Origin of the sequence: Rhizobium sp. MHM7A, from assembly GCF_005862215.1 — a bacterium.
Taxonomy (GTDB): Bacteria; Pseudomonadota; Alphaproteobacteria; order Rhizobiales; family Rhizobiaceae; genus Rhizobium; species Rhizobium bangladeshense.
In genome coordinates, this window is sequence record NZ_VCHT01000001.1 from 737,175 (window position 1) to 750,198 (window position 13,024).

At 54.0% G+C, this 13,024-nt stretch carries 13 protein-coding genes; 9 read left to right on the forward strand and 4 right to left on the reverse strand.

All coding sequences use genetic code 11. The features are described 5' to 3' along the window. Positions 1 to 153: 153 nt before the first annotated feature. The 4 genes from FFR93_RS04325 to FFR93_RS04340 are packed head-to-tail and all read left to right on the forward strand — an operon-like array spanning position 154 to position 7,150. Positions 154 to 1,680 carry a Wadjet anti-phage system protein JetA family protein gene (locus FFR93_RS04325; protein WP_138392141.1) on the forward strand — a complete coding sequence of 509 codons (1,527 nt, stop codon included), beginning with the start codon at positions 154 to 156 and terminating at the stop codon, positions 1,678 to 1,680. Further along, the gene (locus tag FFR93_RS04330; protein ID WP_171049073.1) at positions 1,673 to 2,530 is read left to right on the forward strand and encodes a DUF4194 domain-containing protein; all 858 of its coding nucleotides are present in this window, start codon (positions 1,673 to 1,675) and stop codon (positions 2,528 to 2,530) included. Before FFR93_RS04325 ends, FFR93_RS04330 begins: the two co-directional genes overlap by 8 nt. Beyond that, entirely contained in the window at positions 2,527 to 6,009 is a 3,483-nt protein-coding gene (locus tag FFR93_RS04335; protein ID WP_138392143.1) for an SbcC/MukB-like Walker B domain-containing protein, read from the forward strand. The genes FFR93_RS04330 and FFR93_RS04335 overlap by 4 nt, the downstream gene beginning before the upstream one ends. Continuing rightward, positions 5,999 to 7,150: a Wadjet anti-phage system protein JetD domain-containing protein gene (locus FFR93_RS04340; RefSeq protein WP_138392144.1), complete on the forward strand. Its 1,152-nt coding sequence runs from the start codon at positions 5,999 to 6,001 to the stop codon at positions 7,148 to 7,150. Before FFR93_RS04335 ends, FFR93_RS04340 begins: the two co-directional genes overlap by 11 nt. A gap of 55 nt (positions 7,151 to 7,205) precedes the next feature. Here the strand turns inward: FFR93_RS04340 and FFR93_RS04345 are convergent, their stop codons facing one another. Continuing rightward, positions 7,206 to 8,255, reverse strand: coding sequence for a class I SAM-dependent methyltransferase (locus FFR93_RS04345; RefSeq protein ID WP_138392145.1), 1,050 nt, complete (start codon positions 8,253 to 8,255; stop codon positions 7,206 to 7,208). Positions 8,256 to 8,437: 182 nt separating this feature from the next. On the opposite strand from FFR93_RS04345, the gene FFR93_RS04350 reads away from it, so the two are divergent. The 3 genes from FFR93_RS04350 to FFR93_RS04360 are packed head-to-tail and all read left to right on the forward strand — an operon-like array spanning position 8,438 to position 9,989. Then, positions 8,438 to 8,821 carry a hypothetical protein gene (locus FFR93_RS04350; protein WP_138392146.1) on the forward strand — a complete coding sequence of 128 codons (384 nt, stop codon included), beginning with the start codon at positions 8,438 to 8,440 and terminating at the stop codon, positions 8,819 to 8,821. 2 nt (positions 8,822 to 8,823) lie between these two features. Beyond that, positions 8,824 to 9,204, forward strand: coding sequence for a hypothetical protein (locus FFR93_RS04355; protein ID WP_138392147.1), 381 nt, complete (start codon positions 8,824 to 8,826; stop codon positions 9,202 to 9,204). Next, complete coding sequence (locus tag FFR93_RS04360; RefSeq protein ID WP_138392148.1) at positions 9,201 to 9,989, forward strand: hypothetical protein; 789 nt, start codon at positions 9,201 to 9,203, stop codon at positions 9,987 to 9,989. The genes FFR93_RS04355 and FFR93_RS04360 overlap by 4 nt, the downstream gene beginning before the upstream one ends. Here the strand turns inward: FFR93_RS04360 and FFR93_RS04365 are convergent. Next, positions 9,969 to 10,418: a hypothetical protein gene (locus tag FFR93_RS04365; RefSeq protein WP_138392149.1), complete on the reverse strand. Its 450-nt coding sequence runs from the start codon at positions 10,416 to 10,418 to the stop codon at positions 9,969 to 9,971. The genes FFR93_RS04360 and FFR93_RS04365 overlap by 21 nt on opposite strands. 141 nt (positions 10,419 to 10,559) lie before the next feature. Here FFR93_RS04365 and FFR93_RS40700 point away from each other — a divergent pair, with 141 nt between their 5' ends. Then, a complete protein-coding gene (locus FFR93_RS40700; protein WP_171049074.1) occupies positions 10,560 to 10,901 on the forward strand; it encodes a hypothetical protein in 342 nt (113 codons plus the stop codon). Beyond that, positions 10,882 to 11,889 (forward strand): DUF1963 domain-containing protein, encoded by a 1,008-nt coding sequence (locus FFR93_RS04370; protein WP_171049075.1) that lies wholly within the window; start codon positions 10,882 to 10,884, stop codon positions 11,887 to 11,889. The genes FFR93_RS40700 and FFR93_RS04370 overlap by 20 nt, the downstream gene beginning before the upstream one ends. A 53-nt stretch (positions 11,890 to 11,942) precedes the next feature. On the opposite strand, the gene FFR93_RS04375 is transcribed toward FFR93_RS04370, so the two are convergent. Together FFR93_RS04375 and FFR93_RS04380 are read right to left on the reverse strand one after the other, a co-directional pair. Continuing rightward, positions 11,943 to 12,431: a hypothetical protein gene (locus FFR93_RS04375; RefSeq protein ID WP_138392151.1), complete on the reverse strand. Its 489-nt coding sequence runs from the start codon at positions 12,429 to 12,431 to the stop codon at positions 11,943 to 11,945. Positions 12,432 to 12,486: 55 nt separating this feature from the next. Then, entirely contained in the window at positions 12,487 to 12,924 is a 438-nt protein-coding gene (locus tag FFR93_RS04380; RefSeq protein WP_138392152.1) for a hypothetical protein, read from the reverse strand. Positions 12,925 to 13,024: the final 100 nt, after the last annotated feature.

Consider the following 13,024-nt stretch of genomic DNA (forward strand, 5'->3'; position numbering starts at 1 on the left):
AACACCCGGTGAGTTTGCCATGCGCGGCGTCACAAAAATCGCCGCATAACCAAGCCAAAGGAATTCTGAGGGAAATCATTCCTCTCATGCGTTGACACCAAGGAATTATTGCGCAAAAGTCTCGCCACTCCGATTTCCTTATGGAATAAATCCTTGGCTCTGTTCAATCAGCTCGATGATCGCTTCTTTGCGCCGTTAGCGCGTGGCAACACGCGCCTTCATGAGAGATGCTTGCTGGCCATTCTGAAGAAATTTTATCTCGATAATGTCGAATTCCCTACCAAGGACGGCATGCTGCGAACCTTGGCTGACGTCATTCATGACAATCCCGATCTATGGGTGGAGGAAATCGATGAACTGCAAGATGAGAACCCGACGGCCAGGCCAAGGCGTGGCAACAGATATCGTGAGGACGAGAATCTATCCAAGCATCCAGCCATCGCCCGGGCCCGCAGGGTTTATCGGTATCTGTGCGAAACAGGCTGGTTCACCGAGATGGTTCATGGCCTTCAGGTTCACACGGAACTGACGCCCGCCGCACAGTCCTTGATGGAGACCCTGCACCGTATCAACGAGGGCATTTCTGAAGAAATGGACGGAACCCTGCAGACCTTGAATGCCGTGCTGGCGCAGCTGGCCAATGGCGAAGACAAGTTCGCAAGCGGGCTCGCAAGTTGCCTCAAGCAGCTACGGGAATTCCAGACATCTCTTCGTGCAACCCGTTCCGACATGGCGCGCATCCGTGACGAAGTTTTGCGTGGCAAAACCATCGGTGACCGCATCGATACCCTGATGGAGAAGTTCGTTAACGAGATTCTCATCAAGGATTTGAAACGGATGATGTCTGATAGACACCCGTATCTCATGCGGACGGGTACTGTCGCGATCATTCGTGGTTTCATGTCTGATCGCGGGAAAATGCGTAAGATCGGGGAAGAACTGGCTTCCAAGAAGATCAGCAAACCCTTTGAACAGCTGTCATACAGCGAACGGGAAGAGGCAATCGACGCCGGGGTGCTCCTGGCTGAGCAGCAGTTCGCCGCTATCGAAGAATGCCTCGATCAGATCGAGGTCTATACTGATGCGATTATGGATGCGAAGTCCAAGCTGGAAGAGCAACTGCGCGTCCAGGCGAGGCACCAGCACCGCGTGCGCCCTGAGCACGAACGGAAAGTTGAAGACATGATAGGTCATTTCGGCCGCCTTCTTGCGAGCGTAGAGGCTCCTGAAGAGCTGCCTGACGTACCATCACTGCTCGTCGAGCGTCCAATGTCCATTCACCCGAAGGCATTTTGGGAACCGTCGGCACCCCGCAAGAAGGTCGAAACCGTTACAAGCCGCAACGACCGCATCGACCATCTGGCGAACTTCCGGGCGAAACTTGATGACGCATTCCTCAAGCGGATCATGCCGACCGACCAGGTATTGCGGGCGTTCATCGAGAAATCCCTGGGAGCGGACGAGACTGTGGAACTCGGTGATCACATTCTCACGGATATCGACGATTTCATTGCTTCGTCCGTCATTCTGACCCTTTCCAGGGGTGATGAAATTCCGCCGTCGATCCGGAAGGACTACGTGATCGAACCCATCAGTCAAATGATATCGACCCGGTATGCCGTATCGCCCGGGTATCGCATTACGCGGAAAACGCCGCAGAAGAGCAAAGCGAATGTATAAGGACCTGGACGATTACATCGATCAGACTTTCACGCCGGAACAGCAAGAAGGCATGAGAGAGGCGATTGCCTATTTGCAGAAAAGGCAGCTGTTCATAGGCGGTCAGCGGTCGCGCGTGTCCATCAGAAACGCTCTCAACAACAACAAGACCCGAGAGTTCATCAAACAGCACCTCGCTTTCAGCGGATGGGAACTTGTGTTCGAGATGGGTGAAGGCTGGTTTGGAGTGCTGCCGAAGGACGACGCTGTCGCAGCCAAGTCGATGACCGCCCTCGACACCTTCATCATCCTCGTTCTAGCCAACACTTACGAACAGCGGTTCGCTTCAGCTGACGTGGACGGTCAGGCTAATGCCATTACAAGCTTCAACGCCTTTCACGATGATCTTACCTTCCAGTCCGCTCAATGCGGCATGGCAGATATCAAGACCTCCAGTCTCCTCGCGACGCTTGAGAAGCTGCGTCAGAGCAATGTGATCGATCTGAAGGCCATGGATGAACAGGCGCAGGATCGAGCGATGACAATCCATCCCTTCATTCGGCGACTGGCGGGTATCGACGCTATGAAGAAACTGAGCGAGTACGTCGCTCGGGTGCAGAATCCCGACAAAGTAACGGTACCCCTCGCTATTCAGGACGAGGAAGAAATCATCCTCGACGAAGTCGAAAACGGGTCCGAAGACGTGGTCAATCCATCTTTGAACTTCGACGGCGAGAGCGAAGTGGAAGACCCTGAGGCTGCCCTGCCAGACCTCGAAGCTGCTGATCCGGCCCCTACCCCGGCCGTCATTGAAAAACCTCGCACGACCCCGTTCGGCCGTCCCAGCTTTTTAACAAGGAATAATTCATGATCCTCTCCAATATCGGCCTTGTTAATTGGCATCTATATCCGCTGACAGACGTAAAGCTTGCGGGGAATGTGATTGGCCTCGTCGGCAGAAACGGCGTGGGCAAGAGCACCGTGCTTGACGCCGTGCAGGTCGTTTTCACAGGCGGCAGCGAAAGTGTGCAGTTGAACAAACGCGCGTCCGTCGACAAGGCATCTGCCAAGCGGTCGATCAACGATTATTGCCTCGGCCGCATTGATGAGAAGCAGACGATCCGTGAACAATGCGCGACCTATATTCTACTTGCGTTCGAAGACCCTCAGGGCATCAAGCCTCCTATCACGGTCATGCTGGCGTTCGAAGCGAGCCGCAGCGAAACCAGGCCGACGCTAACCACTCGTCTAATCGTCAAGGGAGCCGTCCTGACCGCTGAGGATATCGCCATCGTCGAGGGCGACCAGATGACGGTCGAATCCTGGTACGATTGCAAAGATCGCATCTTCGACCTGATCAAGCAGCGCGGCGGCACCTGGCAGGAATGCCGGGATTCCGCCAAGGAATTCATCAAGGAATACATGCATGTCCTGATGTTCAAAAACCGTTCGAGCAACTGGAAACAGTTCCAGAAGAACTTTCTGAACTGCATCGGCTTCGACCGAATGGGCACCGTGAACGATTTTGTGCAGAAGCATGTTCTTGGCGAAGATGAGATCGACATCTTCAAACTGCGCCAGTCATACACCCTGTATCGCGAACTCCTTGACGTGGTCAAAACCGTCCGGGAAAACCTCGCACGCCTGGACCTTCTGGATTGCAAACTAAAAGCCTATCAGGCAGCGAATGAAAAACGCGAGACTGAACAAATGGTCGCGGTGCTCACCCGCGCTGTTAATGCTCGCCGGGAAAATCGGGCTATCCGCCGAAACATATCCAGCCTCGAAAGGCGGGCCGCGACTGCCAATGACCGCGTTACCGCTGCTAAAAACACGGTGAAAGGCTTGGAACATGAGCTGATCCAAACTCGGGAAAAGCGTACCCTGCTCAGCCAATCCGCTCAGAAATCGGCTCTGGAAACCACGCGAGCAAAGCTAACCTCCGACCGGGAGCGGTTGCTCCGACCATTGCTTGGCGATATCGGCATTGGTCGTAAGATCGCGATGTTGGCCAAGGTCATGCCCATTGATGAAAATCTGGGCGACCTCCCCAGCATCATATCGGGATTGGCTGATCGAGTCAGCGGACGTGGTCTGCCTTTGATCGAGGATTTGCCAGTGTATCCAGAGGAAGCTGACGATCTCATGGATCAGCTTCGTCCCCTGCTCGCACCCGCTCAAACCTACCTGAAGGCTAACCTTGAGGGTGTGATCGGAAAGCAGCAGAAGCTCAAGGATGAACTCAAAACCGTCAACGATCAGCTGAAAGCACTGGAAAGCAGCCAGGTTCAGCGGAGCCCGGCGACCATGCGTCTCCTGAGAGCGCTTGATGGCGCAAATATTCGTGCCGATCTGCTCTGCGACATCGCGGACATCAGCGAAGAGGAATGGCGAGATGCAGCGGAGTCCTTCCTCGGCAAACGGCGCGAGACCATTTTCGTTGCGCCATCAGACTGGCCCCTTGTCTACGGGCTTCTGGTCAAGAACCGCAGGGAATACGCAGGCGCAAGCGTTGCGAACACGGGAACGCTGGACATCAGTTCCGAGAACCCTCCGGAACCCGGTACCCTCAATGCTGTGTTCGAGACCGAGAACCCATACGCCAGGGCTTACCTGACCCGTTTCGCGGGCGGCATTAAGCTGGCTGAGAAGCGGGAGGATTTCGATAAAGGTGGTCGCTGGCTCTCAAAGGACGGCCTTTTCTACGACGGTCTGTCCGCTAGCCCTCGTTATGAAGCCGAACATCGGTTCGGCCGCGCCGCGCTGCTACGAAATCGGCAGACATTCGAAGAACGCAAATTCGACATCGAGGATGCTCTGACCGAATTGCAACCCGCCAAGGATCAGTCTGAAGTCGCATCCAAGATATTGGCTGCTGTATCGGACAGTTTTGAGATGCTGGACCGAGATGGCGCTTCATTTGCCCATGCCGTGAGCCAGGCTGAAGCCATTCGGAAGGAAATGGCCGACGTAAACCAGCAACTGGAAGCGATTGAGCAGGTCGACACCACCCTCTACGATGACGAAATCAACGGGCTCGTCGAGGAAATCAGAGAGATCAACGCAAAGATCGAGGTCGATCAATCTGAAGCCTCCCGTGCGAAATATCAGCTCGAAGACGCAGTCAAGAAGCGTGATGGAGACGTGCGCACATCTGGGTCGACATACCAGGTGAACCAAACCAGACAGGAGTACAAAAAGGTTGCCGTCAACACCAGTTCGGAAGCGCATCGACGTGCCTTCCTGGAGCTTGCCCGTCGCGCCTATAATTCCGGAAAGCCGCTCGACAGTATCGCCGCTGAGGCTGCCGCTGCGCGTCAACGTAGCGAGAATGAGGCAAATACCCTGAGGACCGAGTGCACGGTTCAGGCCAAACAGTGCTTGGAATCTCTCGAAGCCACCTCTCAGGTGCCGGAAGAATTCGATCTGACGACGCACATTGTCCCGTGGGTGAATGAAACCATCACCCTCCTGAGAGATGTCACTCTATTGGGCCACGAAGAAAACCTGCGTGTTGCGGAAGCGGAAAGCATGGAAATCTTCAAGACTAGCTACATCCAGGACCTGACCGGCCGGTTCATGAAACTCGATCAGGAGATTGGCGCGATCAACAATCTGCTGAAGACGACGCCATTCCTCGGCGAAATCTACCAGATCAAGAAGATCGTCGCTCCGGGTTACGAGGCCTTCCACAAGGTGATCAAGGAATCCAGAACTGTCGGCGACATCGTTGGCGGCGGGCTTCTTGCTTGGGGTGCAACCAACCGCGACGAAGTCGACGATGCCATGGAGACCGTCAAGAAGACGATCTTCAACGAAGACCCGTCAACAAACCTCGACGATTACACCGACTACCGGCGTTATTGGGTCTTCGACATCGAGATTACGAACACGGCGACCGGCGCGAAGAACACGTTCATGTCGCGGAAGGGAACCGGCTCCGGCGGCGAGCAACAGACCCCCTATTACATCGCCTTGATGACAGCGTTGTCGAACGTCTACTATGGCGGTCCCTTCAGTCACCTCAAGAAGGATGAAGGCGGGCTCTGCCTGGCGATCTTCGACGAGGCCTTCAACAACATGGACGAACGTGTTGCGAGCCAGATCGTCAGCTTCGGGCGCGAACTGGGGCTGCAGCTCATCGCGTGCGGACCTCTCGACAAGAAGGCCACCATGCAACGCAACTGCGACACTCTCCTGACCGTCGTAAAATCGACGAATGGTCGGCAAACGTCGGTGACCCCGGAATATTTGACCGATCTGACGCGTCGGGAGATGGCCGAGATCGATCCCTCGCGCAAGACTGACGAGGAACTGCAGCAAATGCTGGAGAGCAGCAATGCTGCGTGATCACTACGCCACGGCTCACGACTTGATGGAAGCAATGGCAGATGCCGTAGAAGGCGGTCGCAGCCGCATCTCTTTCAAGATCGACCATGGCCAGTTTGAGAGTGCCCGCCAAGCAGAGGCGTTCGAAAAGTCGATCCTGGGGCATATCAAGAGCGATATCCTGATTGGACATTACGACGGGAAAGGCTTCAGTCGACGGTTGGCCAGGGTAACACTCAAGGACCAAGACAGGCTCTTTTCGTCACTGGGAAGAATGGCCCTTCAAGACGTCCTCGCTGGTACCCTCGCGAGGCTCGATAGCGAACATGAACCTTGGGAACAGGGCGCGATTACCGCGATCAAGGAAGCTTGGTTGACGAAAAAGCGGTGGCAGCGACTTGGTCCTGAGGATATCGGCATTGTGAACGCCATCCAGGTATTGGCCCGCGCCATCAAATCCGGAGAGTGGAAAGGCCACGATCATCGCACAGTTTGTTCCCGGCTTGTCGGTGACAGCAAGTTCATCGAAAACCGAGCAGCGGCAGTGTTCGCCTACGCATTCCACGGTGATGAGAAACCTGCCGAAACCACCAGGGGCATCATTGAAGCTCTTGGACTACAGAAAGGCGGACAGCCTGTCCTTATTTCAGGTCCATTCGGGAAAGGGAGCTTTCCTGCTGGAGAACACTTTGAGTATCTCGGAATTGCAGAGAATGATCTTTCGCAAATCAAACTAATCAGAAACCCGGAATATGTGCTCACCATTGAAAACCAGGTCAGCTTTAACCGGCATATGGCAGAGATCAATCAAGACAAGCACGGTCTGATCATCTTTACCGGCGGGCAACCTTCCCACAATGTTCAGACGCTGTACTCGCACCTGCTGTTGCAACTCGATGAAAGCACGCCGGTATTCCATTGGTCGGATATCGACCTGGGGGGCCTGGAGATATTTTCAACCTTACACCGTCTCTGTCCTCGGGTTCGACCTCATCTGATGACCGTCGATATTCTTCTCAAATCCGGCAAGATATCATCAGTGCCTCAGTCCATCCCATCGAAGGCGTGGCCTCCTCAGGTGCAAGATATTGCTAACGCCTTGCGAGACGACGTCACAAGGACGCTTGAACAGGAAGTTCTGGACCCAAGACGGCCGGAATAGAAAGGGCTCCTCTGAAGCGTGTCCAGGGGAGCCCAATGACCGTTTAAGCCGATGATCAGCTCACTCGGGTGATTTCAGCGTAAATAACCGTGTTATGGACACCGAAATAAGCCTTCCAGGAATAGGTGCCATCCTCTCCCTCAACACTCTTTTCCAGAATGCGCTCGACATCACCCATTTCGCGTAGGATCAGAGCCCAGTTCATGAACATGTCCATATACGCACCTTCGACGAGGCCCGTCGCATATTGAGCGAAGACGAATTTGCCACCGGGATTGAGCATCGATAGGCATTTCTTCGTCAGCTTGATAGCCACCTTGTCGATTAGATAGTCATACAAGCCCGTGGCATAGACTAGATCAAACGTCCCGAAGGTGTGCCCCTTCTGAAGGACTGTTCGCACGGACCCTTCACGCGGTTCAATCACCGTGTCTTCATAGTTTTCAGCAATTCCCTCGACACAGATCGGGTCCTGATCCAGAGCCAACCATCGGCCGATGCCGTCGTTATGAAATGCATCGGAAACAGCTGCTTCACGGAGGTTTCCGCAAGCAACGGTCATAACATCAATCGGGCGTTCATGATCCTTCGCCGATTTGTCGATGATCTTCGCCAAGAACTCCTTCCGTTCGCGACAGGCAACACCCGGGGCAGTGGCGGTGGTGTACTCATAAAGCGTCCGGCCGAAATCGGTGCCAGCAGCAACATGCGCCGCGACCGAGGGATGGTAATAAATGAAGTCGATCAAGCCCGCATCACCGGAATAACCGCGCGGCTTTTCAATGGACCATCGCGTGAACATATCCTCCAGCAGGTATTCCATGACGGGATGTTCTCTACCCTTTACGGAAAGAGCCTGCCAGGCAGTGAGAGACAACGTCTTTTTCAGTTCAGAAATGTCCGTAATCAGATGGTGGAGCACCTTACGCGGATCGACACCGTCTTTAAAATGCACCACGGTTCGGTCCAAGATGATCTGAAGCTCTTCTTCGCCCGTGCTGCATGAACGATTTTCCTCGCGCTTAGCCGCTTCCGATACGAGGCTATGGATCATTTGAGGTGTGATGGCGCTGTGACCGTCTAGCGCAACGGATGAAATAGACAAAGAAAAACTCCGATTGGAAGTGATGACCATATCAGCATGATGTTCGGCCAATTCTCAGGCAACCGTCTGCTCGAAATCTCTCAGAAATTCCTTTCGCTCCGTCTCAAGCAAGGAATTCCTTTTGCGGCAGTTGAAAACCTCAAATAACCGTAGTATGAAATGTCAACATTATGGAGATGTCCATGCACGACGACCGTTTTGACATTCCAACGCGCGACGAGCTGATCGCTGCGCTTGATAAGTTGCTGGAAACGCCGCGAGCAGAAAGCAGTGGCGGTTGGGCGGAGGTGTCATTCGAGCGGATGCATGAGCTTGACGACTTCTTTCGAACCGTCCGGAAGGCCGTTCTTGCCCCCGATCCTGATGGTGCATCTGTGATCACATGGGAAATGCTGCATCGTGCGCATTACTTCAACCCGGCACCAGGAGTGCATGTCCCACATCGGCTCGATACGCCTGACAAGGTTCGCGACGCACTTCACGTCGCCGCAAGTCTCAGTCGCGCTGCCGCGAATGTCTCGGAACGCATCAACGCTGAAATGCGCTTGAACGCAGAAAAGGCATAAGGATGTCTGCAGCAGCAAACGACATCATCGCCAGATTGAAGGCGCATGGTGTGACGTTCGATATCGAACCTCTGCAATTTCACAGCCAAGCGCATGGGCAATGCAGAAGTACGTTTCTCGTCGGCAACGTGAGGGACAGGCTCACGACGATGATCGATGCGAAGATTGACTTCAAGAGATATCCAGAGGTGATCCTGGACACTGATACGCCACCCCGGAAACTCGTGGGAAAAACGCTCTATGTGAACGAAGACAACAATCTGTCGGGCTATGGCTGGTGTCTTACGATCAGTGACCACGACATGACCGCAGTCCAGTCGTATCGACTGTTCACGATGCCGCCTTTGAAAAACACAGAAAATCACCAGAAGGAACGTTCATGACCGGCTACCTCACCATCGATGCTGACGATGCTAAGAAGCTCTGCGGCCGACTGGAATTCGATGCAGCCTGGGACAAAGCTGGCCCAGGCTATTATGACCTGAACAAGCAGATGAAGCCCAGCCTTTCGGTCGGTGTCGGCAGCTTCATCGCGTATAGCTACTCGTCCATTCTGAGCGCGATGGCTGCCAGGCTGGGGTCAGAGGACGACGAGGTCCCGGTTAGCGACTGTGCCACGGCAATTGAAAAAAGAGATGAACTGCTTGGTGAACTGACCGTCGCCTTGAAGGATGCCGATGTGCTCGTTCGCCTGATCGCCAGCGAACCAGCGCTTGTTTCCGGCAAGCTGGACCGCGCACCGACTGACTGGGATGTCGCGACGATCCTTAAAGGCAAAGTCTTGGGCAACATCACGGACGCCTTGAACGATGTCATCGCAGGGCATCTGATCAGGCACAACAAGCGCGTAAACCCGGCGCTCGAATACGCGAAGTGCGTCACCGAGATCATCGAGAAATGGCAAGGCAAAAACAAGAAGGATATTGGATCGTTTGCCTATAATCACGCTGAACAGTTAAAGACCAATCTCGCTTTGCTGGCGAAGGGCAAGCATATCCTTTATACGAAGAGCGAAATCGCGAAGTTTGTATGGAGGGAAATTCGAGATAAATCTGACCTGAGAGCGTTTTTTGTAGCCGACGACGTGCTGACGCTGGTTGGTGCCTTTAGCAGAGCCCGGAAGGCAAACAAACGAGCAGAAAAGTCATCAATGACGGGTGACGGTTGACATCCCATGGGTCAAACTCGCGTCCAGATAGGAGCGGATGACCGGATCAACTGCAATGATTAAATCGCTGAACGCGAAAATTTCCTTCGAAAAGCGTGCCCGCGCCTCTGCTCGGGAAAGCAGCGTGGCGAAGTCGCTTTCACCCCAGCCAGCATCTGAAGGCTCGATGATCATCGTTCCGTAGCCAGCCGATTGGCTCACGATCTGGAAGGCCATCGCAAATCGCTCCGCTGGCGATGCGTCATCGTCAAGGCGGCCCATCGTAAGAAGGACCACAACAGGAAAACCTGCGTGAGCAGGCAGCGTCACCAGGTAAACAGCGAGAGCGTTTTCACCATCATGAATCGTGCGAAAAAGGCTGAGGTTTTCGTGGCCACAACAGGAACAGATGCGGACCTCGGGGTCTTCGCAATCAATTTCCAAAGGCATAGTTGCTCCATCGCGTAAAATCTGTGCGGACACTTCTTACTTAGCAGCGCTCGAATTGCTGTTCAAGCGGTCAGAATTCCTTTTGTCCACGTTGAAAGCACAGCTCAAATCCTCTAATTATCGTTGAAACAGGAGACTGCGATGCAAAGCGTTCAAGAGATCAAGGACCGGATCGTTGAAGAGGTAAACAATCTCGCGACATCTGTCCTCAACGCACGTTCCACATTTCCGGACTTCGGTAAGACCTGGGGTCCTTGGAAAGAATGGGATGGCTCTGATCCAGCCGGTCCGGCCGACCTCGAAGAGGAAAAGGTTCACGTTTACCGCTCGTCGCCCTTGTCCAAACTCTACCTCGTCGACGAAGCGCATCATATCGACTGGACCCATAACGGTTCTGGTGACGACGTCCGAGCCTATCGTGTCGAGATTGTCGCCGACTACCCACCAACATCCAGATTCGAAAATGGAGATACCGATGACTGAACAGAGCCCGTCCTGGAGCCTGGAAGAGACTGTTGTGCTGTTGCCGTGGTCGGACATGAATGAGCGCCAGGATGCCATTCGTGTCGATTTCGAACGCCTTGGGGCAGACGTTTGCGGACCTGAAGACAAGGAAGAAGCGACACACGAATACGTCGAAGACGGTGTGAAGCGGATGACCGATCTGCCAGAGATCACAGCTGCCGAACTCTCCGCCAAGGTGGAAGAGGCGAAGAACGCCTATAAAGCGTTCATGGAACCTCACATCCGTGACGCGCACATCCCGATTGTCGCCGTTTGCCCAGCGGACGAAGAAGGTACCCAAAGCCGATACTTCGGCCGTCCCTGGTTGAACGAAGACATTGAATGGCCGGAACGCAACGGCAAGCCGATGAACTTCGTCATGCAGATGGACGTCGCAGCGATCCCAGGCAAGCCGCTGGGCGATGACGGCCTCCTCGTATTCTTCCATGCAGATGAGTACAGCGATGACATGAGCGAGATTTTCATTGTCGACACATTAATGCCTGGCGGGCTTCGGGAAACACCGGAGGGCGTCCACATTAACCCGGCATTGAAGCTGGTCGACTGGAAGACCATGCCCGACGTCCTCTGGGGTGATGATACCTGGGACCTGGAGGGTGCGGATCGGTTTGACGCGTTTGGCGACTATTTCGGCGACACCATCGGTGAATACGTCGGGAACGACGGCAAGACTTATAACGAGCATGAAGGCGTGAGGCTCGGCGTCTTGCCCGCCCTTCATACGTTCGAGTGCGACAAAGTGGGTGGGCAGCCGCGTTGGGAACAGGGCAACGAGACACCTGCCGACGACGAAGGAAACGAAATGCAGTACATTCTGCAGGTAGGGCACGAAGGCATCGTCGGAGACTACGACAAGAATGCAATTAAGTGGCCTACCTGGGGCCGTGGTCACCTGTTCTTCTCCGAAGAGACCGGCGTATTCAAGTACGTTTGGGCATGCGGCTGATGAAGCGAACGTGGTCTGCCTGATCCGCGAAATGTGCTCATACTCGAAGCGGATCAGGCAGATGGGCTAGGCGCATCAGGACGCTGAGTCACCCCGAAAAATTTCGCTCGGAGGCGGAGGACGCGAGAATATTTGTTGTCGATCTCCATCAAGCAGGTCTCGTACCATTCCACTGGCTTTCGCCAACTGCCCAGCTTCACAATTGGCTTCACTTCATTGCACCGGAAGGCGCGGCAGTGTCGGCACAGCTGACCGCTATTCGTATAATGCTCGCGTCCCCATAAGTGATTGCAAGACGTTTCTTTCTTAAATCGAGCGAACGCGTCATCCTCGGCCTCCGCTATTGTCTTACCTTCGCCGCGAATGAACCCTCCAGCGGCCGTGACATCCTTATCGGGAAAGGCCTCAAAAAAGGCGGTCGTATATGGGTTCTTGCCAAGGACAACTCCGCTGCCTCCCCACTGGACCAGCGTGTCACCCGGCCAATCGTGACGAGGCGTGTAGTCCTTGTCCTTCCATGCATGTTGAGAGGCAATTTTCACTGTGGGCTCTCCGAAGCTGCCGATAACTGTCTTGATTGATATCTATTTGAAGTTATTACGGATTTGGTACGAATTTCCAAACTTGGTCTATTTGTTTCTTGGAAACATACGCCGAATTGAACCGATAGCCGCCGCCATCCTTCTGATAAGACAACGTCCCCATAGTGGTGCCGATACGGCCGAAGAAGATCAGATGTTTCCGGAATGGATTTGTGTTGGTTTTCTCCCACTCAGCTATTTCAGCTGGCACGGATTCAACATCGATCTCTACCAACGTGCCATCGGAGCCGACCGCGTACTGCTTGAATGCATCATAGATCATGACTGCTTCTTCAGGCGTGCAGCCGTGCCAAAGGGTCTGAATCTGTTCCAGGGCCTTTTTTCGCTCGCCTCTCCTGATTTTCCCAGTGAGCGACTCGTACTCATGAGTTCGGGGACTGGAACGATAAAGAGTTCGCTCAAGCGGCGACATTTCATCAGAAAACTTGGGCATTGTTTAACTCCTTGACCAAGAAAGTGTCCAAGGAGAAAAGGCAGCTGTCAACGTATTGAAGTGATACTGAGCGGGAAAATCCTGACCCTGCGCGTTGACA

Excerpts from the sequence above, each read along its gene's own strand:
- FFR93_RS04365 (WP_138392149.1), bottom strand. The coding sequence starts at position 10,418 with ATGCCTTTGGAAATTGATTGCGAAGACCCCGAGGTCCGCATCTGTTCC.
- FFR93_RS04335 (WP_138392143.1), top strand. The coding sequence starts at position 2,527 with ATGATCCTCTCCAATATCGGCCTTGTTAATTGGCATCTATATCCGCTG.
- FFR93_RS40700 (WP_171049074.1), top strand. The coding sequence starts at position 10,560 with ATGCAAAGCGTTCAAGAGATCAAGGACCGGATCGTTGAAGAGGTAAAC.
- FFR93_RS04370 (WP_171049075.1), top strand. The coding sequence starts at position 10,882 with ATGGAGATACCGATGACTGAACAGAGCCCGTCCTGGAGCCTGGAAGAG.
- FFR93_RS04350 (WP_138392146.1), top strand. The coding sequence starts at position 8,438 with ATGCACGACGACCGTTTTGACATTCCAACGCGCGACGAGCTGATCGCT.
- FFR93_RS04380 (WP_138392152.1), bottom strand. The coding sequence starts at position 12,924 with ATGCCCAAGTTTTCTGATGAAATGTCGCCGCTTGAGCGAACTCTTTAT.
- FFR93_RS04340 (WP_138392144.1), top strand. The coding sequence starts at position 5,999 with ATGCTGCGTGATCACTACGCCACGGCTCACGACTTGATGGAAGCAATG.
- FFR93_RS04355 (WP_138392147.1), top strand. The coding sequence starts at position 8,824 with ATGTCTGCAGCAGCAAACGACATCATCGCCAGATTGAAGGCGCATGGT.
- FFR93_RS04360 (WP_138392148.1), top strand. The coding sequence starts at position 9,201 with ATGACCGGCTACCTCACCATCGATGCTGACGATGCTAAGAAGCTCTGC.
- FFR93_RS04330 (WP_171049073.1), top strand. The coding sequence starts at position 1,673 with ATGTATAAGGACCTGGACGATTACATCGATCAGACTTTCACGCCGGAA.